The 25,702-nt window shown below is 73.8% G+C and carries 32 protein-coding genes; 15 read left to right on the top strand and 17 right to left on the bottom strand.

The annotated features are described in order from the left end of the window. The first annotated feature begins 45 nt into the window (after positions 1–45). Positions 46–1,035 (top strand): class A beta-lactamase, encoded by a 990-nt coding sequence (gene bla, locus JZ5iCDA_RS03820; RefSeq protein WP_083259632.1) that lies wholly within the window; start codon positions 46–48, stop codon positions 1,033–1,035. Positions 1,036–1,091: 56 nt separating this feature from the next. On the opposite strand, the gene JZ5iCDA_RS03815 is transcribed toward bla, so the two are convergent. From JZ5iCDA_RS03815 to JZ5iCDA_RS03800, 4 genes are read right to left on the bottom strand one after another with little or no spacing between them, the layout of a single operon-like run. Then, entirely contained in the window at positions 1,092–2,189 is a 1,098-nt protein-coding gene (locus JZ5iCDA_RS03815; protein WP_069385934.1) for a zinc-binding dehydrogenase, read from the bottom strand. Beyond that, complete coding sequence (locus tag JZ5iCDA_RS03810) at positions 2,186–3,172, bottom strand: Gfo/Idh/MocA family protein (protein ID WP_069385933.1); 987 nt, start codon at positions 3,170–3,172, stop codon at positions 2,186–2,188. The genes JZ5iCDA_RS03815 and JZ5iCDA_RS03810 overlap by 4 nt, the downstream gene beginning before the upstream one ends. Next, positions 3,169–4,302, bottom strand: a complete 1,134-nt coding sequence (locus JZ5iCDA_RS03805) for a glycosyltransferase (protein WP_069385932.1) — start codon at positions 4,300–4,302, stop codon at positions 3,169–3,171. Before JZ5iCDA_RS03805 ends, JZ5iCDA_RS03810 begins: the two co-directional genes overlap by 4 nt. After that, positions 4,299–5,276: a glucosyl-3-phosphoglycerate synthase gene (locus JZ5iCDA_RS03800; protein ID WP_069385931.1), complete on the bottom strand. Its 978-nt coding sequence runs from the start codon at positions 5,274–5,276 to the stop codon at positions 4,299–4,301. Before JZ5iCDA_RS03800 ends, JZ5iCDA_RS03805 begins: the two co-directional genes overlap by 4 nt. Before the next feature lie 369 nt (positions 5,277–5,645). Between JZ5iCDA_RS03800 and JZ5iCDA_RS03795 the strand changes: the two genes are divergently transcribed. Further along, positions 5,646–5,858, top strand: a complete 213-nt coding sequence (locus JZ5iCDA_RS03795) for a hypothetical protein (protein WP_139122941.1) — start codon at positions 5,646–5,648, stop codon at positions 5,856–5,858. Here JZ5iCDA_RS03795 and JZ5iCDA_RS03790 read toward each other — a convergent pair. From JZ5iCDA_RS03790 to JZ5iCDA_RS03750, 9 genes are all read right to left on the bottom strand, one after another. Then, the gene (locus JZ5iCDA_RS03790) at positions 5,855–6,187 is read right to left on the bottom strand and encodes a YnfA family protein (RefSeq protein WP_069385929.1); all 333 of its coding nucleotides are present in this window, start codon (positions 6,185–6,187) and stop codon (positions 5,855–5,857) included. The two genes, JZ5iCDA_RS03795 and JZ5iCDA_RS03790, sit on opposite strands and share 4 nt — an antisense overlap. A 55-nt stretch (positions 6,188–6,242) precedes the next feature. Beyond that, positions 6,243–6,464: a hypothetical protein gene (locus JZ5iCDA_RS03785; protein WP_171905283.1), complete on the bottom strand. Its 222-nt coding sequence runs from the start codon at positions 6,462–6,464 to the stop codon at positions 6,243–6,245. A gap of 101 nt (positions 6,465–6,565) precedes the next feature. Next, positions 6,566–6,826: a DUF2510 domain-containing protein gene (locus JZ5iCDA_RS03780; RefSeq protein ID WP_069385927.1), complete on the bottom strand. Its 261-nt coding sequence runs from the start codon at positions 6,824–6,826 to the stop codon at positions 6,566–6,568. Continuing rightward, positions 6,823–7,926, bottom strand: coding sequence for a hypothetical protein (locus tag JZ5iCDA_RS03775; RefSeq protein WP_069385926.1), 1,104 nt, complete (start codon positions 7,924–7,926; stop codon positions 6,823–6,825). The genes JZ5iCDA_RS03780 and JZ5iCDA_RS03775 overlap by 4 nt, the downstream gene beginning before the upstream one ends. Then, positions 7,916–8,488, bottom strand: a complete 573-nt coding sequence (locus JZ5iCDA_RS03770; RefSeq protein WP_069385944.1) for a SigE family RNA polymerase sigma factor — start codon at positions 8,486–8,488, stop codon at positions 7,916–7,918. The genes JZ5iCDA_RS03775 and JZ5iCDA_RS03770 overlap by 11 nt, the downstream gene beginning before the upstream one ends. 194 nt (positions 8,489–8,682) lie before the next feature. Beyond that, on the bottom strand, positions 8,683–9,042 hold the full coding sequence (locus JZ5iCDA_RS03765; RefSeq protein WP_069385925.1) for a hypothetical protein: 360 nt from the start codon (positions 9,040–9,042) through the stop codon (positions 8,683–8,685). Then, the gene (locus tag JZ5iCDA_RS03760) at positions 9,039–9,362 is read right to left on the bottom strand and encodes a hypothetical protein (RefSeq protein ID WP_139122940.1); all 324 of its coding nucleotides are present in this window, start codon (positions 9,360–9,362) and stop codon (positions 9,039–9,041) included. Before JZ5iCDA_RS03760 ends, JZ5iCDA_RS03765 begins: the two co-directional genes overlap by 4 nt. Positions 9,363–9,417: 55 nt before the next feature. Then, positions 9,418–10,092, bottom strand: a complete 675-nt coding sequence (locus JZ5iCDA_RS03755; RefSeq protein ID WP_069385923.1) for a hypothetical protein — start codon at positions 10,090–10,092, stop codon at positions 9,418–9,420. Then, positions 10,089–10,658 (bottom strand): SigE family RNA polymerase sigma factor, encoded by a 570-nt coding sequence (locus JZ5iCDA_RS03750; RefSeq protein ID WP_069385943.1) that lies wholly within the window; start codon positions 10,656–10,658, stop codon positions 10,089–10,091. The genes JZ5iCDA_RS03755 and JZ5iCDA_RS03750 overlap by 4 nt, the downstream gene beginning before the upstream one ends. Positions 10,659–10,833: 175 nt before the next feature. On the opposite strand from JZ5iCDA_RS03750, the gene JZ5iCDA_RS03745 reads away from it, so the two are divergent. Continuing rightward, on the top strand, positions 10,834–11,283 hold the full coding sequence (locus JZ5iCDA_RS03745) for a hypothetical protein (protein WP_069385922.1): 450 nt from the start codon (positions 10,834–10,836) through the stop codon (positions 11,281–11,283). A 36-nt stretch (positions 11,284–11,319) separates the two neighbouring features. On the opposite strand, the gene JZ5iCDA_RS03740 is transcribed toward JZ5iCDA_RS03745, so the two are convergent. The 4 genes from JZ5iCDA_RS03740 to JZ5iCDA_RS03725 all read right to left on the bottom strand — a co-directional run bounded on the left by JZ5iCDA_RS03740 (position 11,320) and on the right by JZ5iCDA_RS03725 (position 14,740). After that, a complete protein-coding gene (locus tag JZ5iCDA_RS03740) occupies positions 11,320–12,132 on the bottom strand; it encodes a CPBP family intramembrane glutamic endopeptidase (protein ID WP_083259631.1) in 813 nt (270 codons plus the stop codon). Positions 12,133–12,231: 99 nt separating this feature from the next. Next, complete coding sequence (locus tag JZ5iCDA_RS19590) at positions 12,232–12,516, bottom strand: toxin-antitoxin system HicB family antitoxin (RefSeq protein ID WP_253181936.1); 285 nt, start codon at positions 12,514–12,516, stop codon at positions 12,232–12,234. Further along, positions 12,513–13,463: an SPFH domain-containing protein gene (locus JZ5iCDA_RS03730; protein WP_069385921.1), complete on the bottom strand. Its 951-nt coding sequence runs from the start codon at positions 13,461–13,463 to the stop codon at positions 12,513–12,515. Before JZ5iCDA_RS03730 ends, JZ5iCDA_RS19590 begins: the two co-directional genes overlap by 4 nt. A gap of 62 nt (positions 13,464–13,525) precedes the next feature. Beyond that, on the bottom strand, positions 13,526–14,740 hold the full coding sequence (locus JZ5iCDA_RS03725; protein ID WP_069385920.1) for a cation:proton antiporter domain-containing protein: 1,215 nt from the start codon (positions 14,738–14,740) through the stop codon (positions 13,526–13,528). A gap of 142 nt (positions 14,741–14,882) precedes the next feature. On the opposite strand from JZ5iCDA_RS03725, the gene JZ5iCDA_RS03720 reads away from it, so the two are divergent. From JZ5iCDA_RS03720 to JZ5iCDA_RS03665, 12 genes are all read left to right on the top strand, one after another. Then, positions 14,883–15,581: a hypothetical protein gene (locus tag JZ5iCDA_RS03720; protein ID WP_069385919.1), complete on the top strand. Its 699-nt coding sequence runs from the start codon at positions 14,883–14,885 to the stop codon at positions 15,579–15,581. Continuing rightward, the gene (locus JZ5iCDA_RS03715) at positions 15,574–15,879 is read left to right on the top strand and encodes a transcriptional regulator (RefSeq protein WP_069385918.1); all 306 of its coding nucleotides are present in this window, start codon (positions 15,574–15,576) and stop codon (positions 15,877–15,879) included. The genes JZ5iCDA_RS03720 and JZ5iCDA_RS03715 overlap by 8 nt, the downstream gene beginning before the upstream one ends. Beyond that, positions 15,876–16,835, top strand: a complete 960-nt coding sequence (locus JZ5iCDA_RS03710; RefSeq protein WP_083259630.1) for an ABC transporter ATP-binding protein — start codon at positions 15,876–15,878, stop codon at positions 16,833–16,835. The genes JZ5iCDA_RS03715 and JZ5iCDA_RS03710 overlap by 4 nt, the downstream gene beginning before the upstream one ends. Further along, entirely contained in the window at positions 16,832–17,635 is an 804-nt protein-coding gene (locus tag JZ5iCDA_RS03705; RefSeq protein ID WP_069385917.1) for an ABC transporter permease, read from the top strand. Before JZ5iCDA_RS03710 ends, JZ5iCDA_RS03705 begins: the two co-directional genes overlap by 4 nt. A 131-nt stretch (positions 17,636–17,766) precedes the next feature. Continuing rightward, positions 17,767–18,537, top strand: coding sequence for an IclR family transcriptional regulator (locus JZ5iCDA_RS03700; RefSeq protein WP_069385916.1), 771 nt, complete (start codon positions 17,767–17,769; stop codon positions 18,535–18,537). A 133-nt stretch (positions 18,538–18,670) separates the two neighbouring features. After that, positions 18,671–19,480, top strand: a complete 810-nt coding sequence (locus JZ5iCDA_RS03695; RefSeq protein ID WP_069385915.1) for an ABC transporter ATP-binding protein — start codon at positions 18,671–18,673, stop codon at positions 19,478–19,480. Then, on the top strand, positions 19,477–20,277 hold the full coding sequence (locus tag JZ5iCDA_RS03690) for an ABC transporter permease (RefSeq protein WP_069385914.1): 801 nt from the start codon (positions 19,477–19,479) through the stop codon (positions 20,275–20,277). The genes JZ5iCDA_RS03695 and JZ5iCDA_RS03690 overlap by 4 nt, the downstream gene beginning before the upstream one ends. Continuing rightward, on the top strand, positions 20,277–21,131 hold the full coding sequence (locus JZ5iCDA_RS03685; RefSeq protein ID WP_083259629.1) for an ABC transporter permease: 855 nt from the start codon (positions 20,277–20,279) through the stop codon (positions 21,129–21,131). The genes JZ5iCDA_RS03690 and JZ5iCDA_RS03685 overlap by 1 nt, the downstream gene beginning before the upstream one ends. Positions 21,132–21,222: 91 nt before the next feature. Next, positions 21,223–22,161 carry a polysaccharide deacetylase family protein gene (locus JZ5iCDA_RS03680; protein ID WP_069385913.1) on the top strand — a complete coding sequence of 313 codons (939 nt, stop codon included), beginning with the start codon at positions 21,223–21,225 and terminating at the stop codon, positions 22,159–22,161. Further along, entirely contained in the window at positions 22,158–23,087 is a 930-nt protein-coding gene (locus JZ5iCDA_RS03675; protein WP_069385912.1) for a hypothetical protein, read from the top strand. Before JZ5iCDA_RS03680 ends, JZ5iCDA_RS03675 begins: the two co-directional genes overlap by 4 nt. Positions 23,088–23,138: 51 nt before the next feature. Next, positions 23,139–24,065, top strand: coding sequence for a carbon-nitrogen hydrolase family protein (locus tag JZ5iCDA_RS03670; protein ID WP_069385911.1), 927 nt, complete (start codon positions 23,139–23,141; stop codon positions 24,063–24,065). Continuing rightward, positions 24,062–25,561: an MFS transporter gene (locus tag JZ5iCDA_RS03665; protein WP_069385910.1), complete on the top strand. Its 1,500-nt coding sequence runs from the start codon at positions 24,062–24,064 to the stop codon at positions 25,559–25,561. Before JZ5iCDA_RS03670 ends, JZ5iCDA_RS03665 begins: the two co-directional genes overlap by 4 nt. Positions 25,562–25,702 lie beyond the last annotated feature (141 nt).

Raw genomic sequence — 25,702 nt, 5'->3', positions numbered from 1 at the left:
TCGGTCCGTCGCGCCGCGCCGGCGGCGCGACGGACGGAGGTGCGCATGTCACGCAGGAGCCAGGGCACGGTCCCGGGCGCGACGGGCCTCGTGCTCGTGGGCGCGCTCGCCCTCGGCGGGTGCGGGGCGGTGGCCGACGACGCGCCGTCGCCGGCCACGACGTCCTCCTCCCCGAGCGGGGGGACGGAGGCGACGCCGTCCGCCGAGCCCGCGCCCACGCCGTCGGACCTGGGCGCCGACGTGGCGGACGAGCTCGCCGCGCTCGAGGCCGCCTACGACGCGCGCGTCGGCGTCCACGCCGTCGACACCGCCACGGGCGACCACGTCGAGCACCGCGCGGACGAGCGGTTCGCGTACGCGTCGACGATCAAGGCGCTCGCCGCGGGGGTGCTCCTGCAGGGCCAGCCGGTGTCGGCGCTCGACGAGACGCTGCCCGTGACGGCGGAGGACGTCGAGGGCGCGGGGTGGTCGCCGGTCACGGGTTCCCGGGTGGGGACCGCGATGACGGTGCGCGAGCTCGGGGCGGCGGCGGTCTCGCAGAGCGACAACGGCGCGTTCAACGTGCTGCTGCGGCGGATCGGCGGGCCAGAAGCGCTGCAGGCGGCGCTCGTCGAGGCGGGCGACACGACGACCCTGGTGGACGCGTGGGAGCCAGAGCTCAACCACTTCACGCCCGGTGACCCCGCGCGCACGAGCACGCCGCGCGCGCTGGCCGACGGCGTCGCGGCCTTCGCCCTCGGTGACGCGCTCGACCCCGCGGTGCGCGACGTCTACGTCTCCTGGCTCACGGGCAGCACGACCGGCGACGGGACGATCCGCGCCGGCGCGCCGGAGGGCTGGACGGTCGGGAGCAAGACCGGCACGGCGGGGCGGTACGGGTCGCGCAACGACGTCGCGGTCGTCTGGCCGCCCGACGGCGCGCCGATCGTCCTCGCGGTCCTCACCGACCGGGCGGGGATGGACGACGAGCCGGACGACGCGCTGCTCGCCGACGTCACGGCGGTCGTGCTCGGGGCGTTCGAGGCGGCCGGCTGAGGCACGTCGACCAGGCGGCGACCCGGGTGCCGCGCCCGGGGGCCTCCGTGGTCCCGTCAGGGCCGTGACCCGGCGTCGACGGTGAAGACGGCGGAGAGCACGTGGCGCCGGCGCGCGGCGACGTCGGTCATGAGCGCCGGCGCCTCGGCGAGGTCGACGACGTCGGTGACGAGGTGGCGTCGGACGTCCTCGCCCCGTGCGCGCAGGAGCCGCACGGTCTCGGCGGACAGCCGATGGCGGTCCCAGTCCGGGGCCAGCCCGCGTGGCACCCGGCCGATCTGCGCGCACCGCAGCGTGAGGCCGTTGTGGTGGAACTCCTCGCCGAGCCGGACCGCGTCGGCGCCGCCCGTGTAGAACGCGAGGTCGACGACGGTGCCCTGGGGGCGGACGGCGCGCAGCGCGGTGGCGAGCGCGTCCGGCCGGCCGCGGCACTGGAGCACGACGTCGGCGCCGTGGTCGCCGGGCCCGTGCCGCCACCGCGTCTTGACGGTGAGCGCGGGGTCGCCGTCGGCGTCCAGGGCCCGGAACCCGAGGGCCTCGGCCACCGCCCGCCGGCGCGGGTCCGCGTCGACGACGGCGACCTCGTCGGCCCCGAGCTCGGCGGCGAACAGGGCGGTGAGGAGCCCGATCAGCCCGGCGCCGGTCACGAGGACGCGCCGGCCGGCCACGCCCTGCCCGAGCGAGGTGACGGAGCGCACGACGTCGGCGGCGGCGTGCAGCAGGCCGTTGGCGCAGATGGGCCCGAGGTGCGCGACGTAGACACCGAGGACGGGGTCGAGGTCGGCGGGGAGCGGGACGACGTGCTCGCGCAGCGGGTCGCTGACGTGCGCGGTGGCGTGGCCGTAGGCGGACGCGACGAGGTCGCCGACGGCGAAGGCCGGGGTGCGGGACTCCGCGACGCGCGCCACCTCCATGTAGCCGAGCCGGCGCACCGGGTACCCCGACCCTTCCTGCGGCACGAAGAGCCCGAGCTCGGGGTCGAGCGCGGAGCGCAGGCCGGGGTGGTCGCCCTTGACGAACGTGAGCTCCGTCCCGGCGGACAGGCCCGTCGTCACGGTCTCCAGCAGCAGCCCGCCGTCGGGCACCGGTGGGAGGTCCTCCGCGACGAGCTCGACCCGACCGGGCCCGACGACCACCAGGTTGCGGCGCTTCACCGCGGTGCCACCGGCGACCCGAGCGTGACCGGGCGGCCGTTGCGGGCCGACTCGGCCACGGCGCACCCGAGGCGGTGGCTGCGCACGGCCTCGGCGTAGGGCGCGCGCGTCCCGTCCCGCTCGCCGCGCACGGCTTCGACGAACTCCCGGTCGACGGTGACCTTCGGATCCTCCGCGGGCCGGCGGTCGTCGCGCGCGGTGCCGTCGTCGACGACCATGCCGGTCTCCGAGAGCTCGAGCACGAGGCCGGGGCTGAACGTGTGCAGAGCGGCGCGGTGCTTGGCGTGCAGCAGGGACGTCGCGGCGAGGGTCGCGACCGCGCCGGAGGCGAAGCGCACGGTGGCGGCGGTCGCGTCGTCGACGTCGCCGTCGGGCTCCGCACCCGGCGGGAGGGCTTGCCGGACGCCCGCGGCGAACACCTCCACGGCCTCGCCGAGCAGGACGCGGGCGAGGTCGAGGACGTGCGTGAGCTGCTCGACGACCTGCCCGCCCGAGCGCGCCGTGTCGCTCCACCAGGCCACCGGCGGCCGCTTGTCGAGCCAGTAGCCGCTCGCGAGGGAGGGCGGGGACTGCGCGAGCAGCTCCTGCGCCTGCGGCACGACGTCGAGGCAGCGCCAGTGGTAGCCCGTGCCCGTGACGACGCCCGCCTCCTCGACGAGCGCCGCGAGGCGCTCGGCCGTCGCGAGGTCGGCCGCGACCGGCTTCTCGACGAACATCGGCAGCCGCCGCGCGAGCACGGCCTGCTCGGGCAGGCCGTGCGCGAACGGCGGCACGCAGACGTACGCGGCGTCGACGGGGCCGTGGTCGAGCGCCTGCTCGACGTCGGTGAAGGCGGCCGCGTCGCACTGCGCGGCGAGCGCCTCGGCGGCGTCACGCACGGGGTCGGCCACGGCGACGACGCGGACGCCGGGAAGACCCGTCAGGACGGCGGCGTGGCGACGGGCTACGGACCCGGCGCCGACGAGGGCGATGCGCGTGGTCATGGGGCCTCCCGTATCAGGCGCTCGTACAGCTCGACGTAGCGTGCGGCCATCGCGGCCGGCGTGCGGTCCGCGACGGAGGCCCGGCACGCGTCCCGGTCGAGCGTGTCGACCTTGCCGAGGTGCTGCTCGAGCCCGTCCTCGTCGTCGACGAGGAACCCGGTCACGCCGTGCTCGACGAGCGAGGGCAGCACGCCGAGGGCGGTCGCGACCACCGGCACCCCGCGCGCGAGCGCCTCGACGACGCCCGTGGCCCCGGGCTCGGCCCACCGGTTCGGCGCGAGCAGGACGCGGGCGCCCTGCAGCAGCCGCTCCTTCTCCAGGCCTGCGACGCCGCCGACCCACCGGACCGTGTCGCCGTCCAGCAGGGGCGCGACGTGGTCGACGAAGAACCGGACGTCGGGGTGCTGCTCGAGGCGCGGGTCGCCGTCCGCGAGCCGGCGCTCGAGCTCGTGCGGGTCGTCGACGCCGGCGACGGGCCCTGCGAGGACGAGCGGGACGCCGGCGCGCCGGCACGCCCGGGCCGCGACGTCCTGCCCCTTGTCCGCGGTGATGCGCGCGAGGACGAGCGCGTGGTCGCCGGGTGCGACGTCGACGTCGGGCGGGGGCGGCACCGCGAGGGGCACGACGCCGAGCGTCTGCTCGCGCAGGCGCTGCGGGGCGCGGTCGAGCTGGGACTGCGAGACGGCGGCGAACGCGACGCGGCCCCGGCCGTCGAAGGTCGAGTAGAAGTCGGCGTGCTTGCGCAGGTCCCAGTGGAGGGTCTGCAGCGTCGGGGGAGCGTCCCGCCCTCGGGCGGCGAGCACGGCCGGTCCGACCACCTCGAGGTGGTCGTGGACGACGTCGATCGACGGGTCGTCGTCGAGCGCCCGCAGCACGCCGTGCATGTGCGCGTGCGCGATGCCGGACACCTGGTTGTACGGCGCGGCGATCGACCGGAACCGTGGCTCGTCCAGGACGCGGACGTAGCCGTCGGCCTCCAGCGTGCTGGGGCCCACGGTGGCGAGGACGACCCGGACCCCGGCGTTCCGCAGCGCGGGGACGAGCGTCGCGACGACGGTCTCGATGCCGCCGTACCCGGGCGGCGGCACGGGTAGCCACGGCCCGGCGTCGACGAGCACCGTCAGCGTCACGGGTGCTCCAGGACGCGTCGCTCGCGGTACGCGGGGACGTTCACCATCGCCGGTCGCTCCGTGATCCGGACCTCGTGCGTCTCCGCCAGGAACGACGCGCCGTGACGCGCGAACTGCGTCAGGGTCATCTCCGGCTCGGTGGTCAGCAGCGCCCGGCCGTACCGGTGCAGCCGCGCCAGCATCGCGAGCTGCAGCTGTGCCGCCATCCGGCCCAGCGCCGCGTCGGAGGAGTTGCGGTGGTCGCGCCGCCCGAGGTCGACCTGGGCCATCGCCCCGAGGCCCGCCTCCTCGACGATGTCGATGAGCATCCCGATCTCGACGCCGTACCCGGACAGGAACGGGACGCGCTCGAGCAGGCTGCGCCGCCCGGCGTACTCACCGGCGAGGGGCTGGACGAAGCCCGCGAGGGCGGGCCAGTACAGGTTGAGCAGGGGACGGGCCACGAGCTCGGTGACCCGCCCACCACCGGCCGGCAGCACCTGCTCGCCGGTGTGCAGCGTGCGGTCGTAGAACGCCTTGACGAACCGGGTTCGCGAATCGGTCAGCAACGGCCCCAGCAGCCCGACGACGAACTGCTCGTCGAAGTCCCGCAGGTCGGCGTCGACGAAGACGACGATGTCGCCCTCGGTGACGAACAACGACTTCCACAGGGCCTCGCCCTTGCCGGGGAGGTCGCCGACCTCCGGCAGGACCTGGGCCTGCTGCACCACGCGGGCCCCGGCGTCGCGGGCCTCCTGCGCCGTCCGGTCGACCGACCACGAGTCGACGACCACGATCTCGTCGATCAGCGGCACAGTCTCGACGAGCTCCCGGCGCAGCGTCGAGACGATGGCCCCGACCGTCGCCTCCTCGTCCCTGGCCGGCAGGACCACGCTCACGCGCGACCCGCTCTTCTCCTCGGCGAGCTGGTACCGGCACCACTGGTCGCTCACCGAGGTCCGCTGCTCGAACCACGTCTCTACGCCATGGAGCACTGGGCTCCTCCTCTGCCGAGCGTGGCCGTCGCGCCACGGCTGGAGCAGCGCCCGTCAGGAGGACGTCCCACGTCGTCCTGTCGCTGCGAAGGGGCGGTCGCGCCTCCTCTCGGCCGGTTCCACCAGCAGGTTCCCGGAACGTACCAGCGGTTCCCGGCGGGCGCCGCTCGAACGGCTGAGCGCTGCCGCTACCCTCGCAGGGACGGCGTAGCGGCTCGGGCGCGGAGGTGCGGGGTGACCGGACGGTCGAGGAGTGCGCACGGTGGGCTCGTCGCCGTGCGGGCTGCGGTCGTGGTGGCCATGACCGTCGGCGTGGCCGGGTGCGGAGACGCCGGTGATCTGTCCGTCGTCAACGAAGGACCGGGTGACGTGACGGTCCTGACCGGAGACGAGGAGTTCCTGGTCGACGAGTTCGGCGGGACCGTACTTCTCGACTACGGGTGCACGCCCGGCGACGTCACGGTGAAGCTCGAGGACGGCGACGCCCTCCTCCTCGACGGTCCGGTGTGCCCGGACGAGGAGATCGTCGTCCGTGACGGCGAGGTGACGCTGGAGCCCGCCGAGAAGGGGGCGTGGCCCTAGGCCGGCCGCGGGGCGTACATGATGACGGCGACGCCCACGAGGCAGATGAGCGCTCCGGTGACGTCCCACCGGTCGGGCCGGAAACCGTCGACGACCATGCCCCACAGGAGCGACCCGGCGACGAAGACCCCGCCGTACGCGGCGAGGATGCGCCCGAAGCTCGCGTCAGGCTGCAACGTCGCGAAGAACCCGTACAGCCCCAGCGCGACGACGCCCGCACCGATCCAGATCCAGCCCTTGTGCTCGCGGACGCCCTGCCACACGAGCCACGCACCGCCGATCTCGAACAGCGCGGCGGCGAACAGCAGGATGGAGCGGGTCAGGGTCATGGGGACGCGTCCTCCGAGCGTGCAGGGGCAGGGCCGTCCCGAGCGTACGTGCGGGTCACGACGCGCGCCGGGCCCACAGGTCGATCCGGCGCCCGAGAACGGCTACGGCGACCGCGGCCAGGGCCAGGAGGACGCCCGTGAGAAGGGCCTCGTGCGCGAGGACCATGCGCTCGTACACCCACACCGCGAAGTCCCGGTCCTCGCTCCCCAGCGACCGGGCGAGCTGCTCCGTCACGTACCACCGGTTCGCCCAGGCGATGAGGTTTCCGGCGCTCACCAGGCCGAGCACCACCGCGGCGACGCGGCACCACCGAGCCAGACGTTCGAGTGCTCCGATCCTGCGGTCGGCGATGGCCATGGGCGGATCCTCCCAGACGCTCAGCCGCGCAACGGTCTCGACGCTGCGAAGACCGAGGTGTCCAGGACGATCTCGGCGAGCAGGTACGCCCCGCCGCACATCACGGCGAGCAGCGCCATGAACGCGACGGTCACCGGCACCCAGCCCGTCGCCCTGGAGCGCGTCCGGCTCTCCGGCACGCTGGCCGGGCGTCTCTCGTCGGTCCACCCGGCACCGTCGAACCAGCGCTCGTAACCTTCTCGCTGGGCGTCGGCGTACCAGCCAGCGGGCGCGGTGCTCATGCGTCGTCCTCCTGGATCGCGATGCGGCGGTCGTACTCGTCGTAGACGTCGAGGTAGCACTGGGTCGTACGGTCGATCTCTCGTCCGGTGATGCCGTGCTTGTCCTCCCACGCTGCGCGGGCGCTGGTGCACGTAGACAAGATGTCGTGGCTCGAGGGGATCTTGAACTGCTCGAGGGTGGCGAGAGCCTGCGCGGCGGACGTCGTCGCCGCGTGTTCCATATGTCCGAGGGTGGGCACTGGGGTCACGGTCTGCCCGTCCCAGACGACCGTGCACGTCTCACCCGGATTGCAGTCGCCCGTACCTGATTTGCTCTCGGACGGGATGAAGTACGTCAGCGCACGGACGGCAGGGAGTGGGGTGTCTGGCGTGGCCGCGAAACGGGCCACGAACAGTTCGAAGTCTGTGCGCATCCAGGAGGCGGCGGACTGGGTGGTGACCCGGGAGGTGGGGAAGGCGTGGAGCGATCGGCCATCGGGCAGAGGGACGTAGTCTCGAAGCGCAACACGCCATGGTGCGGAAGTGGTCCAGCTGAAGACGAGGGACTGCGTGCCGTCCGCGCTCTGCATCGTGCTGGGGCCGCCGACGACCGTGAGCCAGTCGGCATCCGGAAGCGCGGGGTCGTCGATGAGTCCGGTGAGCTCGTTGTTCTTGATGGAGTAGACCCCTACATGCGGCATGACTTCGACGGACGACGTCGGGTGGAGGGCGAGGACGAACCGCTCGCCGTCGACCCAGGAGTCCAGGCCGGAGTCGACGATCGTCACGCCGTCGTGCCTCTCGTAGGTGCGGGCGTCGCTCGGCATCTGGGTGATCCCCGGTGCGGGCGTGAGGTCGACGCCGGCTGCGGGGTCGGAAGCCGTCGCGGTCGGCTCGGCGGGGGTCACGTCGACGTCGGAGGTCTGCGCGGTGGAGAACCCGACGACGCCCGCGCCGATGACGACGGCACCCACGATTGACAGGGCCGCCTGCCGGATGCGGCGTGTGCGGGTGCGCCGCTTGACCGTCGCCAGGGCGTCGACGCCGGCGATATGGGTGCCGGGGACCGAGGTGTCCGCGAGTGCGCGGAGCTCGCGCGCGAAGGACTCGTCAGTGTCCATCGTGGTTCCTCTCCGGGACGGTCGGGGTGGTGAGGGCAATTCGGAGCCCGGCGAGGGCGCGCGACGCGGTGGACTTCACCGTGCCGACCGGGACACCGAGCTCGTCGGCGACCTCGGCCTCGGACAGGTCGAGCAGGTGGCGCAGCACCACGACGCGGCGTTGCTTGACCGGGAGCGTCCGGAGCGCCCGCACGAGCTCGTCGCGGACCTCGACCTGTCGACTCCCGTCCGGGCGCGCGCCGAGCCCCGCTTGCACGGCCTCGTCGGCGAGCGGCACGAGCCGCCGCGAGCGCCGCCACGCGTCGATCCGCGCGTTCGCCAGGATGCGGCGCGCGTAGACGAGCGGGTCGCCGTCGGCCGCGCGGTCCCATGACCGGTAGGTCTTCTCCAGGGTGGCCTGCAGCAGCTCCTCCGCCCGGTGCCCGTCACCGGTCAGCAGTAACGCGATCCGGTGCAACGTCCGGCCGTGCTCGTCGACGAACGCGACGAACGCATCGTCACGGTCGGCCCGGGACCGCACCACCTCGATCGGTACGTCGGGCGGGCCGACCCCCGCGCTCACCTCGAACTCGACCGACACACCGGCCCCCGCTCACTCATGCACACCCACACGCGCCAGACCGACCCGAGGTTCCACTGTTCGGCCATCGCAGTGACTCAGGTTGCTGCCCTCAGGAGGTTCCACCCGAGCTGTTGCACCCCTCCGGCGTCAGCAGGAGTGAGATGCGCAGGTCCTTGGTTACCGCGTCTCGTCGACTAGAGGCCAAGCGCTCGCCTGAAGGAAACGTGGATAACCACGTCGTCCTGGTTGGTATCGACGTCGGCGCACACGACCCGTCGATCGAGCACGCTCACCGGTTCGCAGCGACCATCCATCGCGAGCAGCTCATCGAGAGCCGTCGCCCCGTCCGGTGCGACCGCGAGGTCCAACCAACACCCACCCGATGCGCAGTCGACGCCGCTCGACGCGATCGTGATCGACTCCGGGAGCCGCGCCTGAGCCGCGGTCGGGACGGCTGTCTCGTCCAGCTCCACGGTGACGACCGGCACGAAGAGCACGGCCATGATCGCCGCAGTACCTATCAGCAAGCCCACGATGAGTCTGGTCCGGGTCACAGCAGACTCCTTGCCTCGAGGCTGGATGTCACGGCGCCGTTCTCGTCCGACGTGGGCCGCTCGCGGCGCGCCACCCACGCCACGCCCGCATCGCGTGGGTGGCGCTCGCAAATCAGGCTCGCCAGGCCCGCAACTGCGCCGATCGCGGCCGCGATGAGGTACTCGCGGTTGGCGTGGATCGTGTTCCGGCTCCAGACCTCCACGGTGAGCTCTCGCTGATTCTCGTAGTGCCAGGCCGAGCCGCCGTGGTAGTCCCGGGGCCACGTGGTGACGTACACCCCAAGGGCGAGGAGCCCGAAGCCGACCAGTCCGAGGACCACCGCGCGCCTCATCCTCGTCCTGTCGTCGTCGGTCTCATCAGTCTGCTTGCCCCGGTTACGAGTCGGGAGTGTTCAGCGGGTGCTCGGCGAGGACCTCGCCGGTCTGGGCGTCCAGCACGACGATCGCGTCCGGCGGGAGCTGGTCGAGCGGTGGCGGGACGTAGTCGGTGACACCGGTGCAGGTGCGGCGGTCGAACGACTCGAGCACCGTGCCGTCGACCGTCTCGAGCGTCACCGTCGCGGGGTGGTCGAGGATCTGCTGCGGCCATTCCTCGACGGGAAGCATGCCGCCGTCGGCGTTAGCCGGTGTGCCGTTCCACCATCCCTCGAGACCACTGACCTCGACGGGGCGACCGTTCTCGTCGAAGCCCGTGGCACTGTTCCCCGTGCTCGAGTTCGAGAACCCGCTGCAAGCCCGGACGCCGTTGACATCCCGTGCCGGCCCCGGCGCGGTGGTGGTCGTCCCGGGCTCCGGCGTGCTCGCCGGACGGCCGGCCATCGTCGCCGCGACGTCGCGGGACCGGTCGGTGCCGGTCACGTCCGACAGCGCGGGGACGGCCAGGACCGCGACCGCGGCGACCGCGGTGAGCGACCCGGCGGCGCCGAGCGTCCGGCGTCGTGCCTGAGTCCGGCGAGCCCGCCCGAGGACCGCCCCGGGTTCGAGGTCCGAGTGGATCGGGGCGCGGCGCACGCGGTCGCGCAGCGCGGCGGCAAGGCGGTCGTCGTTCACCGCTCCTCCTCTCCCAGGACGACGCGCAGCGCGGCGAGGCCGCGCGACGCGCTGGCCTTGACCGTCCCCGGCGTCACGCCCAGCTCGGTGCTCACCTGCTCGACGGACAGGTCCAGCAGGTGCCGCATCACCACGATCCGGCGCTGGCGCACGGGCAGGGCCATGAGCGCGCGCACCAGCTCGTCGCGCTGCACGACGGCGTCCTCGGCCGACGCCTGCGAGGACTCCGGGACGGACTCGACGAGGCGCTCGCGGCGACGTCGCCGCCAGTGGTCGACGCGGAGGTTCACCAGCACGCGCCGCGCGTAGGGCAGCGGGTCCTGGCGGGCCCGCGGCCAGGCGCGCCAGACGCGCTCGAACGCCTGCTGGGTCAGCTCCTGCGCGCGGTGCCGGTCACCGGCGAGCAGATAGGCCGTCGTCTCCAGCGCGGAGGCGGAGTCCCGCACGAACGCCTCGAACTCCACCTCGGGCGACCGCGCGCCGCCGAGCGGCAGCAGTGCCTCGACCCCGAGCTCCGTCGCCCCGGCCCCCTGCTGCACCTGGTCCTCCAGTTCGACCGTCCTCATCACCTGCTACAACGCACCGGGGAGCAGGAAGGTTGACTCCTCGCCGCAGCGGCTGACGGGTCCCGCTCCGCCGGCACGGGCGCGCGTGGTCCGAGCACAGCGTAGACGTCGATTTGCCGATTCCTTGACGCTTTGATTTCGTGGGCCACCTTCGATCGCGACGACGGGATGGCGGATGCACCGACGACTCGACCAGCCGCACGGTCTCAGGACGCGACTCGCCCCGGCGCTCGCGGTCCTCCTCGTGGCGACTGTCGCGGCGTGCAGCGCCGGAGGCTCGGAGTGCGAGCCCTCGCGCGTGTTCGAGGCCGAGGCCGGACCCGACGACGAGGTCGGCGTCGCGAGCCCGCATGCCCCCGAGGTCGGCGAGACGCGGCTGCTGCACGACGAGGGCGGCTACGCGTACTTCCTCGTCGAGCAGCCGGACGCCCCGGGAAGCCTCTGCGTGTGGATCGAGCACGACGCCGAGTACCTCTTGAGCGCGTGCGGCGGGCCGCGGGTCACGACCACGAGCGACGACCCCGAGCACGTCGTCGGCGCCACCTACGACGCGCGAGGCGACGTCGAGCTCGAGGCGCCGAGCGACTGGCGCGTCGTCGACTCCTGCCTGGCGATCAGGGCCTGACCGCCGCAGTCCTCCACGAGCCCCGGGCCGCCGTCGTCACGCCAGGCCGAGCGACTGCTTCCACTCGAGCGGCAGGAGCGCGTACCCGACGAACGCGACGACGTCGAGCAGCGTGTGGGCGATCACGAGCGGCATGACGCGGTGCCGTCCCCACCGGGACGTGTACCACCAGGAGAAGACGACGCCCATGACGACGTTGCCGATGAACGGCCCGATGCCCTGGTACAGGTGGTAGGCGCCGCGCAGCAGCGAGCTCCACACGACGAACTTCACGCGCCCCCAGCCGAGGTCGCGCGTGCGCTCGTGCAGGTACCCGACCGCGACGACCTCCTCGAGCAGCCCGTTCTGCAGGGCGGACAGGAGGAGCACCGGGACGGTCCACCACGCGGCGTTGAGCGCCGACGCCTGGACCTCCACGGTGATGCCCATGGCGCGTCCGACCAGGTAGAACGCGAGACCGGGGATCCCGATCGCGGCCGCGAGCGCGAACCCCCAACCGGCGTCACGCACCGGCCGGGCTCCGTCGAGCCCGATCGCTCGGACCGCCGAGCGCCCGCGCGCGCTGAGCAGGTACAGCGCGAGCGCCACGGGCAGCACGGCGAAGAAGATGCCGACGAACTGGTACGTCAGGTCGAGGTACGGGCGCGCGGACTGGCTGACGTTGAGGCTCGCGGACTGCTCCCGGAGCGGGGTGTCCGCGGTGAGCCGCGCGACGATGTTGATGAGCGCGTACACCGCGGACTGCCCGAGGCTCAGGCCGAGGACGATCCAGATCTCCGCGGCGATGCGCCGTCGGGCCGCGCGCTCCGGGCGCACGGGGGCGGTGCCGACCGGCGGTTCGGGGGTCACGACGGTTGACGGCACGGCGTCAGCGGGCTGGTGGGGCACCGTCCGGTTATAGCACCGCCACCCGCACGGCCCCTCGACGTCGCCTGGGAGCCTCTGGGGTCACGGCGCGCGCGGCGGGCGGCCCGGCCGGCGCACGGGCGAGACGTCGCGGGGCAGCCGCCCGGCGTCGGCGAGCGCCCGGCGCAGCAGCATCTCGACCTGGGCGTTGACGCTGCGCAGGTCGTCCGCGGCCCAGCGGGCGAGCGCGTCATGCACGGCCGGGTCGAGCCGCAGCAGCACGGACTTGCGCTGCGCCTTCCGCGGCCGCGCCGCGCCCTCGGGCGCGCCGGTGCCCGACGACGGCTGCTCGCCGTCGTCGGGCAGGTCCGGCTCCGCGCCCGTCACTGGTAGAGCGACCCCGCGTTGACGACCGGCGTAGCGCGGCTCTCGCCGCAGAGCACGACGAGGAGGTTGGACACCATCGTGGCGCGGCGCTCGTCGTCGAGGACGACGACGTCGTCCCGCTCGAGCCGTGCGAGCGCGTCCTCGACCATGGAGACCGCGCCCTCGACGATGCGGGAGCGGGCCGCGATGATGGCGCCCGCCTGCTGGCGCTGGAGCATCGCCTGGGCGATCTCGGGCGCGTAGGCGAGGTTGGAGATGCGGGCCTCGATGACCTCGACCCCGGCGACGACGACGCGCTCGGCGACCTCCGCCGCGATCTCGGCGGACACGACCTCGGTCGCGCCGCGCAGCGACTCCTCGCCGGCGTCGGCGTCGTCGTACGGGTGCGACATCGCGACGTGGCGCAGGGCCGACTCGGCCTGGACGACGACGAAGTCGTCGTAGTCCTCGACCGCGAAGCTGGCCTTGGCGGTGTCGGCGACCTGCCACACGACGATGGCCGCGATGTTGATGGGGTTGCCGTCGGCGTCGTTGACCTTGAGCTCGCTCGTCTCGAAGTTGCGCACGCGCACGGACACGCGGCGGCGCGTCGTGAGCGGCACGGTCATGACGAGGCCCGTGCGGCGGATGGTGCCGAGGTAGCGGCCGAAGAGCTGCACGACGAGCGTCTGGCCGGGGCTGACGACCGAGACGCCCGTGAACAGCCCGACACCGACGACGAAGCACAGGATCGCGCCCACGACGGCACCCGGGGTGGCCACGGCGAACAGCACGACGCCGGCGCCGAAGAGCACGACGGCGAGGACGAGCGCGAGGATCGCGCCGCCCGCGCCGAGCGACCAGGCGGGTCGTTCCGTCACGTCGACGCGGGTGCCGGCGTGGCCGACGGGGCGCCCGGTCGGCTCACCGCCGACGGACTCCTGCGGTGGGGCGGCGGTCTCGGTCATGGCGTCGTCCTCTCCTGCGGCCGTCGCGGCCGCGCATCGTCGTATAGCAAAGTGATATCACATTACGACGACGTCCGGCGAGCGTAGAGCCGTGCCCCCGGCGCGGCGGTGACGCCGTGCACGACGGTGCTCGCCACGACCACGAGCATCCCGGCCGCGAAGACCCGCGGGTCGGCGACGCCCTCGTCACGGGCGTGCGCCAGGTAGAACACCGCGGAGACGCCCATGGGGCCGAACCAGCCGGCGAACAGGGCGTCGCGCCGCGACATCCCCAGCGCCGGCGCCAGCGCGAGCACGACCGGGAGGCGCCGCACCAGCAGCGCGCCCACGACGAGCACCACGGCGCCCGGCCCCAGCGCGGCCCAGTCCGCCCACGGGAGCGCGGCGCCGACGACCGCGAAGAACGGGACGACGGCGTACCGGTTCACCGCCTCGTCGACGGTGTCCTGGCGCTCGCGGGTCGCCGCGTCCGTGCGGGCCCCGTAGGCGAGGCCGGCGACGAAGACGGCGAGCACGCCGTCCGTCTGCGCCACCCGCGCGACGCCGAGGACCGCGACCGCCAGCAGCAGGGTGAGCACGAGGGCTGGGCCGTCGTCGAGGTCGTGGTGGCGTGTCGCGGCGCGCCGTCCGGCCGCGGTGGCGAGACCGAGGGCGATCCCGATCGCGACCGCGCCGCCGACCTCCCAGGCGAGGCGCACGAGCTCGTTCCCGGTGTCCCGCGAGGGCAGTGCGAACGACACGGCGACGGCCACGAGCGGCAGGGCGAGGCCGTCGTTCGCGCCGCTCTCGGCGGTGAGCGCGGCGCGCAGGCGACCCGGGAGCGAGCGCTTCGCCAGGTCGCCCGAGACGACGGACGCGGCGAGGACGGGGTCGGTCGGGCTCAGGCAGGCCCCGACGACGGCCGCGAGCGCGAGGGGGAGCCCGGCGGCCAGGGCGAGCGCGCCGGAGGCCACGGCGGCGACGGGCATGGCGATGACGAGGAGCCAGAGGACGGGGCGCCACACCTCCCGGAGCCGGGACGTCGGGAAGCGGAGCGCGGCGGCCATGACCGAGGCGGCGAGGAGCAGCCGGGACGACTCGAGGAGCAGGGTGTCGCGCCGGCTCTCGTCCCAGCCCAGGGTGCCCGTCCCGCCCAGCGCGCCGAGCTGGCCGAGCGCGACGCCCAGGACGAGCCCGACGAGGGGCTCGGAGACCGGCCATCCCTGCACGCGGCGGCCGAGAAGGGCGAGCGCGACGGTCACGACACCCACCGCGGCGTACACGAGGGCGAGTCCCACGACGCTCCCTCCGGTCGGCGGTCGGACGTGCCTCGACGGTAGGCCGGACGTAGATCGCCCGCAGTGCTTGCCAGGACCGCCATCACCAGGGCATCATGGAAACTACTTTGCACCGCAAACCACTTGGCACCGAAGGAGAACCATGACAGGCGACCGACCCGACGACGAGGCGTTCGACCCGGCGGAGTCGCTGCGGCTCATCCGCGAGCAGCAGGACCGGGCGCGCACCGCGACGGAGCCCGACGGCCGCCTGCTCTACCTGGCGTGGGGCGTCGCGTGGCTCGCGGGCTACCTCTGCCTGTGGGTGAGCTCGCGCGAGCAGGGCGACGGCAGCCAGCCCGAGCCGTGGGCGTTCGCCGTCTTCGGCGGGGCGATCATCGCGGCCGTCGCGTTCACGATCGTCCACAGCGTCAGCCGCACGGCCGGCACGCGCGGCGTCAGCGCCCGCACGGGTGCGCTCTACGGCTGGTCGTGGATGCTCGGCTTCCTCACCCTGGGCCTCGTGCTCGGCGGCCTCGCCCGCGCAGGCGCGTCCGACGAGGTGATGTCCCTCGCGAGCAACGCGTTCGCGTGCGTCGTCGTCGGGCTGCTCTACCTCGGCGGGTCCGCCGCGTTCCAGGACACGCGCCTGTTCGTGCTGGGCGTGTGGATCCTGCTCGTCGCGGCGGTCGCCACGTTCGCGGGCCTGCCCCACACCTACCTCGTCATGGCGCTCCTCGGCGGGGGCGGCTTCCTCGTCATGGCTGCGATCGAGCACCTCCTGGGCGCCCGACGGCGCCGGCGCGCGCTCGACGGCCCACGCACCCTGCGCGGACGGTCGCCGGAGGTGGCCGATGCCTGACGTCGAGCTCGACCCGGTCATCCACGCACCCGCCCGGCTGCGCGTCGTCGCGACGCTCGCCGCGCTCGGCGAGGGGGACGAGCTGTCGTTCCCCAAGCTCCAGAAGCTGCTCGACATGACCGCGGGCAACCTGTCGACCCACCTGCGCAAGCTCGAGGACGCGGGCTACGTCCACGTCACGAAGACCCACGAGGGCCGCACGCCCGCCACCTACCTCCGGCTCACCGGCGCCGGCCGCGTCGCGTTCGAGACGTACACGGCCACGCTGACGTCCCTCCTGAGAGGAACCGCATCATGACCGCACCTCCCGCCCCGCCGCGCGCCGCCGCGCGCGCCGCGCACGCGCCGTCGGACCCCGCGGCGCCCCTGGTGACCGCCCAGGGCGTCACGAAGCGCTTCGGCAAGGTCGTCGCGCTCGACGGCGTCTCCCTGACCGTCGGCTCGGGCGAGCTCGTCGGCCTGCTCGGCCCGAACGGCGCCGGTAAGTCGACGCTGCTCTCGCTCGTCAGCGGGCAGCGCCGGCCCGACGAGGGCGCCGTGCGCCTCTTCGGTGGCGACCCGCGCGATGCCCGCAGCCGCCTCGGCCTCGGCATCACGCCGCAGGAGACCGGCCTGCCCGCGACGCTCAAGGTGCGCGAGGTCGTCGACTTCGTCGGCGGCCACTACCCCGACCCCGTCCCGACCGGCGAGCTGCTCGAGCAGTTCGGGCTCAGCGAGCTCGCCGGCCGCCAGACGGGCGCGATGTCCGGCGGGCAGAAGCGGCGCCTCGCCGTCGCGCTGTCCCTCGTCGGACGCCCGCGCGTCGTCCTGCTCGACGAGCCCACGACCGGCCTCGACGTCGGCGCCCGGCAGGCGCTGTGGGACGCGATCCGCACGTACCACGCGGGCGGCGGGACCGTGCTGCTCACGAGCCACTACCTCGAGGAGGTGCAGGCGCTCGCGCAGCGCGTCGTCGTCATCGACCAGGGCGTCGTGAAGGCCGACGACACGCTCGAGGCGATCCTGCGCCGGGTGTCGCTGCGCCGCGTCGCCGTGCGGACGGGCGTCGACCTCGCGGCGCGGCCGGGCGTCGTGCGGGCCGAGACGCTCGCCGACGGTCGCCAGGAGCTCTACACGCCCGACGCCGACGCGTTCGTCCGCGACCTCGTCACGTCCGGCACGGACTTCCGCGACCTCGAGATCCGCGGCGCGAGCCTCGAGGAGGCGTTCGAGGAGATGGTCGCGCACGACGACACGGCGGAGGGATCCCGATGAGCACCACGACCAGCACCACGACCGTCCCCGCGACGGGCACCGGAGGACCGGGGGCGGTGCGGCTCACGTGGCTGCACCTGAAGTACCAGTTCCTCGAGACGGTGCGCGTGCCGATCGCCGTCCTCGGCAACCTGCTGTTCCCCGCGCTCGCGATGTTCTTCTTCGTCGTGCCGCAGCCCGCGGTCGCGCAGGACCCGGTCGCGGCGACGACCTCCGTCGCAGCGCTAGGACTGTTCGCCGTCTGCTCGGCGAGCCTGTTCACGTACGGCCTGGGCGTCGCGGAGGACCGCCAGCTCCCGTTCGACCCGTTCCTGCGGTCGCTGCCCGCCGGCCCCGCGCCGCGGATGATCGCGCGCGTGCTCAACGGCGGCATCTTCGCGCTGTTCGGGCTCGTGCCGCTCGTCCTCATCGGGTGGCTGTTCACGGACGCGTCCGTCACGGTGACGGAGCTCGTCGCGGGCGTCGGGACGATCCTGCTCGTCTCCGTCCCGTTCGTCCTGCTCGGCATGGCGATCGGGTACTCGCTCTCCGCCAAGGCGGCGCTGCCCGTCGTGCAGGTGATCCTGTTCCCGCTCGCGTTCGCGGGCGGCCTGTTCCTCCCGCCGATGCTGTTCCCCGACTGGCTCGACGGCATCTCCCAGGCGACGCCGACGCGCGCCGGGCGCGACCTGCTCGTCCAGGCCCTCACGGGCGAGCCGGCCAACCCGTGGGCGTGGCCCGTGCTGATCGGCTGGACGGCGCTGTTCGCCGCCCTGGCGGTCGTCGCGTACCGGCGCGACGAGGGGCGCCGCTTCCGCTGAGCCGACGCGGCGCCCGGCCGGGAGGGGCCGGGCGCCGCGCCGTGCCGTCGGGCGCCGCGTCCGCCGGTCCGGCACGGACGCAGGGTTAGGCTCGGCCCCCGGACGACGCGGCACGAGCAGGGGAGCACTTCATGGACGGCGGTCCTTCCGGGGCGACCACCACGGCGCGGACGCTCCTCGTGCTGCAGCAGCTCACGAACGCCGCGCACCCGCTGAGCGTGCAGGAGATCGCGACCGCGACGTCGATCTCCACGGGCGAGGTCCACCGGGTCCTCGTCGAGCTGCGCCAGTTCGGCTTCGCCGTGCAGGACCCGGCGACGAGCCGGTACCGCACCGGGCACGCGGCCGTCGGGCTGGGCCAGGAGGCGCGGCGCCGCGACGCGCTCCGCACCGCCGGCACGCCCGTCATCGCCCGCCTCGCCGCGCTCACCGGCGAGACCACGACCCTCAGCGCCCGCCAGGGCTACGAGCGCTGCTACGTCGGCCAGGTCGAGAGCATGCAGGAGATCCGCATCTCGGTGACGCTCGGCGAGCGCGTCTCGCTCGTCGTCGGGGCGAACGGCATCGTCATCCTCGCCGCGCTGCCCGACGAGGACGTGGAGCAGGTGCTGCGCCTGCCGCGCCCCCGGCTGACCTCGTCGACGGTCACGGACGAGCAGGTCATCCGCGAACGCGTCCGCGTCGCGCGCGAGCGGGGCTGGGCCCGCTCGGACGGCGAGCGGGTCAAGCACTCGGCGTCGATCGCGGCGGCGGTGCTCGACCGCGACGGGCGCCCCGCCGGGTCGCTCTCGGTCGCCTACCTCGCGGAGCGTGCCGACGACGACACGATCGCCCGGCTGGCGGAGGTCGTCGTCGAGGCGGCCGCCGAGGCCTCCGCACGCCTGCGCGACCTCGACGGCTGACGGGTTACACCGGCGAAACGCGCCGGGCACGGTGCGGAAACAGCGGGGAAAGGGACGGGCAACGTCGCGCTCCTAGCGTGAGCACGTCGCCGGCGGTCCCGCCGGGAGTCCTCGATCCCCAGGACGGTGTCCCATGACTGTTCCCCCGACGACGTCCGCCGCGCCGCTGCTGGACGTGCGCGACGTCTCCTACAGCTATCGCAGCTCGTTGCCGCCCGTCATGGAGCACGTCGACCTGCAGATCCGCTCCGGCGAGTTCTTCGTGCTCCTCGGCCCCTCCGGGTGCGGCAAGACGACGATCCTCAACCAGGTCGCCGGGTTCGAGCGGCCGACGGCGGGCGAGATGCTCGTCGCCGGCGAGCGGATCACCGCACCCGGCCCCGACCGCGCCGTCGTCTTCCAGGGCCACGAGTCGCTCCTCGGCTGGCTCACGGTGCGGCAGAACGTCGAGTTCCCGCTCAAGGTCGCGGGCGTCGGCACGGCGGAACGCCGCCGGCGCGGCCAGCACGTCCTCGAGCTCGTGGAGCTCGCGCACCAGGCCGACAAGCTCCCGCACGAACTCTCGGGCGGCATGAAGCAGCGCGTGCAGATCGCGCGCGGCCTCGTCACCGACTCGCGCATGCTCCTCATGGACGAGCCCTTCGGTGCGCTCGACGCCCAGACGCGCACCTCCCTGCAGCTCGAGCTGTCGAGCATCTGGGAGCGCGAGCGGCGCACGGTCCTGTTCATCACGCACGACATCGCCGAGGCGGTCATCCTCGCCGACCGCGTCGGCGTGATGAGCGCCGGCCCGCGCGCGTACCTGCACTCGGTCGTCGACGTCGACCTGCCGCGCCCGCGCCGACGCGGCCCCGAGCTCAACGCGCTCGTCGACCGCCTCGAGGCCACGGTGACGGCGGCCAAGGCCCGGCGTCCGCTCGGCGACCTGACGGAGGCGGCATGAGCGCCCCGGCCCTGCCGTCGCCCGTCACGTCGCCGCGGGTCGGTCGCGCGCTCCTCGGTGTCGCCGGCGTCGGCATCGCCGTCGTGGTGTGGCAGGCGGCGTCGATGGTCACCGCCAACCCGCTCGTCCTGCCCGCCCCCACCGCGGTCGCGGGCGCGCTCGGCGAGCTCGTCACCGACCCCGAGACGCGGCCGCAGGTCGTCGACACGCTGCGCCGGGCGGTGCTCGGCTTCGTCCTGGGAGCGGCCGCCGGCCTGGTGGTCGGTGCGGGCATCGGCTCGTTCCGCCCGGTGCGCACGCTGCTCAACCCCTACCTGAACTTCCTGCGCATGGTCGCCCCGATCGCGTGGATCGTCCCGGCGACCATCTGGCTCGGCGTGGGGGAGCCGTCGATCCTCTTCGTCGTCGTGTACGCCGCGCTGTTCCCCGTCGCGATCAACACGATCAGCGGCATCGCCGCGGTCGAGCCCGACAAGCTGCGCATGGCGCGCGCCGTCGGCTCGTCGCCGGCCGGGACGTTCCTGCGGATCCTCGTGCCGAACGCGGTCCCGTACGTCATGGCAGGGGCCCGTCTCGCGCTCGGGCTGTCGTTCATGGCGGTGATCGGCGCCGAGATGATCATCGGCCAGTCCGGGCTCGGGTACGTCATCTACAGCGCGAGGACGTTCTCCGACACGGCGACGATGTTCGCCGGGATCCTCGTCCTCGGCGTCGTCGGGTACCTCTTCGACGTCACGTTCCTCGCGCTGCGCACGCTGTTCCTCGAGAAGTACTACGCAGGACGGGAGGTCCGGTGATGGCTGTCTCCACCACGCTCGGCACGACCTCGACGGTCGAGCGCGCCCCGCGCCGCGTCGTCGTCACGGGGGCCCAGGTCGCGCGCGCCCTGCGCCGGGCCGGCGTCCTGCTCGGCTCGCTCGTCGTCCTCGTCGCCCTGTGGGAGTGGGGCGCCCGTGCCTACGGCGTGCCTCTGCTGTTCCCCGGTCCGCTCGCCGTCGCGGAGGCGTTCGGCGAGAACCTCGCGGACGGCACGCTCGGCGAGGCGGTCGGTGCGAGCCTGACCCGCATCGTCGCCGGCTTCCTCGTCGGTTCTCTCGCGGGCGTCCTCCTCGGGCTCCTGCTCGGCGGGAGCCGGGTCGCCGCCGGCCTCGCGGCGCCCCTCGTGACCTTCTTCCGGTTCGTCCCGCCGCTCGCGTGGTTCGGTCCCGTGCTCGTGTGGTTCGGCACGGGCGAGAGCGCGAAGATCCTGCTCATCGTCTACACGAGCGTGTTCGTCGTCGCCCTCAACACGATCGAGGGCACCACCAAGGTGCCGCGCGACATGGTGCGCATGGCCGGGGTGACCGGGGCGAGCTGGTGGCAGCGCATGGCCTGGGTCACGCTCCCCGCCAGCGTCCCGTACATCGCGGCCGGAGCCCGTGTGGCGATGGGCAACGCGTTCATGACCGTCGTCTCCGCCGAGATGCTCGGCGCCTCCACCGGCCTGGGTGTCATGGTCAACAACGGCATGACATCGACCAACGTGCCCGACGTCTTCTCCGCGATCCTCGTCCTCGGGGCGCTCGGCCTGCTCACGGACCGCCTGTTCGTCCTGCTGGTCAACACGGTCGGCAAGCGGTTCCGCGGCGCCGGCGACGCCGACGTCGCCTGAACCGCCGCACCGCCGACCCCCTCTTCCTCGCACGGCTCTCGCGCCACCCGGCGCGAGGCCTGCTCCGCCCTGCCCAGCAACGGAGGTACCGATGCTCACCCCCAACGAGCGGATGCTCTACTCACCGATGGCCGACCGGCCGCGCGTCACCTGGCCGGACGGCAGGACGGTCGCCTTCTGGCACGCCCCGAACGTCGAGCACTACGACTGGCTCGCCCCCGAGGGACGGCGCATGGCCGCGCGCGTCACCCCGCCCGACGCGGAGCACTACATGCACCGCGACTCCGGCAACCGGACCGCGTTCTGGCGCATGCTGCGCGCCGTCGACCGCTACGCGATGCCGTCGACCGTCTCCCTCAGCCTCGCGCTCCTGCAGGAGCAGCCCGAGATCCGCGACGCGATGCTCGAGCGCGACTGGGAGATCATGAGCCACGGCATCTCCAACCTGCGCCCCCTCTACGGCAAGACGCCCGAGGAGGAGCACGAGTTCTTCGCCACGAGCCAGCAGCTCGCCCTCACCTACTACGCGGGGCGGCCCATCAAGGGCATGCTCGGGCCGCGCATCTCCTCGACCTACCGCACCGCGGACATCATGGTCGAGCACGGGATGACGTACTTCGCCGACTTTGTCCACGACGAGCAGCCGCGCCCCCTGCTCACCGAGTCCGGCAAGAGGCTCGTGAGCGTGCCCTACTCGTTCACGCTCAACGACGTGCCGATGGTGCTCGCGCGCAGCCACCCCAAGCAGTACCTCGTCGACCTCGCCAAGGCCCAGGTCGACCGCCTGCTGCGTGACGCCGAGGAGGACGGCCAGGGGCGTGTCGTGTGCCTCGCCACGCACCCGTTCGTCATGGGCCAGCCGAACGCCGCCGCGTACCTCGAGGCGATCTTCGACCACGTGCGCAGCGACGACCGCGTCTGGGTGACCACCGCCGGCGCCATCACCGACCACTACCTCGAGAACTTCTACGACGAGCAGGTCGCGTTCTCGCGCGCGCTGCTCGACGAGCACGCAGGAGCGAGCGCATGACGCACATCGACATCAACCCGCCCGGCACGACCGTCTTCGCACCCACGCTGCCGCACGGCTACGACACGCACCGCGAGCCGTGGGACGGCCCCGCCCCCCTGACCGTCTCCGTCCTCCTGCACGCCGGGTACTACCTCGACGTCAACGCCGAGGGGCAGTACCGCCCGGCCGCCATGCCCGGCGGCGTCGGCGGGTCGTACCCGGAGCCGAAGGGCGGTCCGGAGCGCGGGCAGGTCGCCAAGGTCTCGCAGTACGAGTTCGGCCTCACGAACGGCTTGGACCGGCTCCTGCGGACCGCCGACCGGCACGGCGTGCCCACCGCCGTCGCGCTCGACGCGTACGGCTGCCGCGAGGTTCCCGGGCTCGCGCGCCGGGTCGCGAGCGCAGCAGGAGAGGTCGTCGTGCGCGGCGAGGCGGCGACGTCCGTCATCGACTCCGGCATGACCCCGCAGGAGGAGCGGGACTACGTCGCCCGGTCCCTGGACGCCGTCCGCGCGGCCACGGGCCTCGACGCCACGGGCTGGTTCGGCCCGGAGCGCGGGTGCACGGACCGCACCACGCAGGTCCTGCGCGAGTCCGGCGTCACGTGGTTCGGCGACTGGACCGTCGACGAGCGTCCCGTCGCGCTCGACGGCGCCGCGGCCGGCCTGTACGCCGTGCCGTTCGGCCTCGACACCGAGGACTCGTTCCAGCTCTACGTCCGCGGCGGGACGTTCCAGGACTACGAGCAGCTCCTCAACGACACCGTCGACCGGCTGCTCGCCGACGTCGCCGAGGTCGGCCCGCGCTTCCTCGGCCTCAGCTGGGCCGGCTGGGTGCTGGGCCAGGCCTGCTACGCCGACGTCGCCGACCGGTTCCTCGCCCGTCTCGCCGCCGAGCCGGACGTGCGGTTCGTCCTGCCGTCGCAGGTCGTCCCCGCCGCCTGACGCTCCGCCCGGGTGCCGGCCGGCCCCCGGAACCCCGTGAAAGGAAGCACCATGCCGCTCAACGTCGCCGTCGTGCAGACCGGCTCGATCCCCGCGGACCGCGAGGAGGCCGTCGCCGGGCTGCTCGCGCTGTTCCGCGAGGCCGCCGTCCCCGGTACCGACGTCGTGCTCTTCCCCGAGCTCATCACCACCCCGTACTTCGGCCTCACGGGCGACGAGGCCTACACGGCCTGGGCCGAGCCCGTCCCGGGCCCGACCACGGCCGCGTTCGCCGCGGTCGCCGCCGAGCTCGGCGTCGGGGTGGTCCTCGGCATGTACGAGCGCGCGGAGGACGGCGCCCTGTACAACTCCGCCGTCGTGGTGGACGCGCAGGGACGGCTCGTCCCCGGGACCGCGCTCGACGGGTCGACCGTCCCCACCTACCGCAAGACGTCGATCCCGCAGGGCTCCGGCTCGGGCGTCCCCGTCGACGAGAAGCTGTTCTTCGAGCCGGGCTCCGGCCCGGTCCTCTTCGAGGCGTTCGGGGCGCGCTTCTCGACGCTGATCTGCTACGACCGCAGCTTCCCCGAGTACTGGGAGGCGGCGCGCACGCTGGGCGCCGAGGTGGTCTTCGTCCTCGTCAGCTCCATGGGCGCGCGCGAGGGCCACTTCGTGCACGAGCTGCAGATCCGCGGCAAGGACGCCCAGGCCTGGACCGTCGCCGCGAACCGCGCCGGGGTGGAGACGGTCGACGGGCGCTCGACCAGCTCGTTCGGGCTCTCGTGCGTCGTCAGCCCGCACGGCGAGCTGGTCGACGTCGCGCCCGCCCACACGGCACCGCACGTGCTGCACGCCGAGCTCGACCTCGACCGCGTCGAGGAGCTGCGCGCCACCTTCCCCTTCGCGCGGGACAAGGTCCCGGCCGTGTTCGAGCACATCGCCCGGCTCAAGCGCGCGCAGCGCGCCACCGAGCCGGTCCTCACGGGCCAGGGCTCGTGAGCGGCGCCGCGCGCGAGCGCGGCGCCTGGCCGGTCCTCGTCGCGACCAGCGTGAACGTCGTGCTGGTCTTCGTCGGCGCGACGAGCCTCACGATCCTGCTCCCGCAGGTCTCGCGGGAGTTCGGCGCGAGCCCCGCCGAGACGACGTGGTTCATCCTCGCCTACCAGCTCGTCATGACCGCGCTCATCATCGTGTTCGGCCGGCTGTCGGACATCTTCGGCCGCAAGCGGATCTACGTCGTGGGCGTGCTGGTGTTCCTCGTGGGCAGCCTCGCCGCGGGGCTCGTCCAGGGGGCGGGGGCGTTCGTCGTCGCGCGGCTCGTGCAGGGCGTCGGCGCCGCGGCCATCATCACCAACACCACCGCGATCCTCACCGACGTCTTCCCGCGCGAGCGTCTGCCGGCGGCCCTCGGCATGAACGCGACGTCCGCCGCGTTCGGCCAGGCGCTCGGCCCGGTGGTCGGGGGCCTCGCGTCGGAGCTCGCGGACTGGCGCGTCATCTTCCTCGTGTCCGGGCCGGTCGCGCTGCTCAGCCTGCTGGTCTCGCTCCGCCTCGTGCCGGGGCGTCCCGGGACCGGGCGCGAGCGGGTCGACGTCGTGGGGTCGCTGACCCTCGTGAGCAGCCTGTCGCTGTTCGTCGCCGGCATGTCCGCCGGGTCGGCGGCAGGCTGGTCCGGTCCGACGGCGCCGCTGCTCGTCGGCGGAGCGCTCGTCCTGCTCGCGGTCTTCGTGGGGACGCAGACGCGCGTCGCCAGCCCGCTCGTGGACCTGTCGCTCTTCCGGGTTCCGCGCCTCGGGCGGCGGTACGCCGCGGTGTTCGTCTCCGGGTTCAGCCAGTACGCGGTCATCCTGCTGCTGTCCACGCACCTGCAGGCGACGCAGGGCGCGTCGGCGTTCGAGGTCGCGACGATGGTCGTCGTCGCCCCGCTGTCCACGATCGTGGCCGCGCAGGTCGCGGGGCGGCTGGTGGGCCGTGTGCCGGTCGCCCGCCTGGCGGTGGCCGGCATGGTGATGATCGTCGTGGCCGCCGCCTCGCTCGCCGTCGCGGTCCGCACCGACACCGTGGCCGTGGGCGCCTACGTGTCGCTCGCGCTCCTGGGGCTCGGCATCGGGACGTTCATGACGCCGAACACGAGCCTCATCATGCTCATCACCCCGACGAACCGGCGCGGCGTGTCGAACGGGATCCGCTCGACCCTGCTCAACGCCGGGTTCCTGGTCACGACGGCGGTCGCCCTCGCGGTCTCGACGGCGCCGCTGTCGGCCGACGCCCGCCGGGCGGTCTACGCGGGCGACTTCCCGCTCCCGGGCGCGGAGGCGGACCACTTCGCCGTCGGCGTCCAGCTCGCCCTGCTCGTCCTCGTCGTCTCCGGCGTCGTCGGCGCGGTCCTCAGCGGCGGGCGCGGGGCCGCGCCGAGCGCCGCCGGCCAGCCGGTGCCGTCGGACGCCCCGCGCCCGACGGCGGGCGGCCCCGACGGGGCGCCCGTCCACCCGTGACGGCCCGGCCCGGTCGCCGCACGCGGCGTGTCACACGCCCGCAACGCGCCGGACCGAGCGCCGAAACAGACCGCTTACCGATCCGAATCACCGCTCTCGCAGACTCGGGACACCCCCGGTGCTCGCGTCCCGCACGCAGCG

Origin of the sequence: Cellulosimicrobium cellulans, from assembly GCF_001722485.1 — a bacterium.
GTDB classification, from domain to species: domain Bacteria; phylum Actinomycetota; class Actinomycetes; order Actinomycetales; family Cellulomonadaceae; genus Cellulosimicrobium; species Cellulosimicrobium cellulans_A.
This window is presented reverse-complemented; position numbering and strand designations above follow the sequence as displayed.

Coding starts and splice junctions, on each gene's coding strand:
- JZ5iCDA_RS03715 (WP_069385918.1), top strand. CDS start 15,574: ATGCCTGACGTCGAGCTCGACCCGGTCATCCACGCACCCGCCCGGCTG.
- JZ5iCDA_RS03670 (WP_069385911.1), top strand. CDS start 23,139: ATGCCGCTCAACGTCGCCGTCGTGCAGACCGGCTCGATCCCCGCGGAC.
- JZ5iCDA_RS03730 (WP_069385921.1), bottom strand. CDS start 13,463: ATGACCGAGACCGCCGCCCCACCGCAGGAGTCCGTCGGCGGTGAGCCG.
- JZ5iCDA_RS03705 (WP_069385917.1), top strand. CDS start 16,832: ATGAGCACCACGACCAGCACCACGACCGTCCCCGCGACGGGCACCGGA.
- JZ5iCDA_RS03695 (WP_069385915.1), top strand. CDS start 18,671: ATGACTGTTCCCCCGACGACGTCCGCCGCGCCGCTGCTGGACGTGCGC.
- JZ5iCDA_RS03750 (WP_069385943.1), bottom strand. CDS start 10,658: ATGAGGACGGTCGAACTGGAGGACCAGGTGCAGCAGGGGGCCGGGGCG.
- bla (WP_083259632.1), top strand. CDS start 46: ATGTCACGCAGGAGCCAGGGCACGGTCCCGGGCGCGACGGGCCTCGTG.
- JZ5iCDA_RS03720 (WP_069385919.1), top strand. CDS start 14,883: ATGACAGGCGACCGACCCGACGACGAGGCGTTCGACCCGGCGGAGTCG.
- JZ5iCDA_RS03700 (WP_069385916.1), top strand. CDS start 17,767: ATGGACGGCGGTCCTTCCGGGGCGACCACCACGGCGCGGACGCTCCTC.
- JZ5iCDA_RS03780 (WP_069385927.1), bottom strand. CDS start 6,826: ATGAGCACCGCGCCCGCTGGCTGGTACGCCGACGCCCAGCGAGAAGGT.
- JZ5iCDA_RS03710 (WP_083259630.1), top strand. CDS start 15,876: ATGACCGCACCTCCCGCCCCGCCGCGCGCCGCCGCGCGCGCCGCGCAC.
- JZ5iCDA_RS03810 (WP_069385933.1), bottom strand. CDS start 3,172: ATGACCACGCGCATCGCCCTCGTCGGCGCCGGGTCCGTAGCCCGTCGC.
- JZ5iCDA_RS03690 (WP_069385914.1), top strand. CDS start 19,477: ATGAGCGCCCCGGCCCTGCCGTCGCCCGTCACGTCGCCGCGGGTCGGT.
- JZ5iCDA_RS03745 (WP_069385922.1), top strand. CDS start 10,834: ATGCACCGACGACTCGACCAGCCGCACGGTCTCAGGACGCGACTCGCC.
- JZ5iCDA_RS03685 (WP_083259629.1), top strand. CDS start 20,277: ATGGCTGTCTCCACCACGCTCGGCACGACCTCGACGGTCGAGCGCGCC.
- JZ5iCDA_RS03790 (WP_069385929.1), bottom strand. CDS start 6,187: ATGACCCTGACCCGCTCCATCCTGCTGTTCGCCGCCGCGCTGTTCGAG.
- JZ5iCDA_RS03680 (WP_069385913.1), top strand. CDS start 21,223: ATGCTCACCCCCAACGAGCGGATGCTCTACTCACCGATGGCCGACCGG.
- JZ5iCDA_RS03675 (WP_069385912.1), top strand. CDS start 22,158: ATGACGCACATCGACATCAACCCGCCCGGCACGACCGTCTTCGCACCC.
- JZ5iCDA_RS03775 (WP_069385926.1), bottom strand. CDS start 7,926: ATGGACACTGACGAGTCCTTCGCGCGCGAGCTCCGCGCACTCGCGGAC.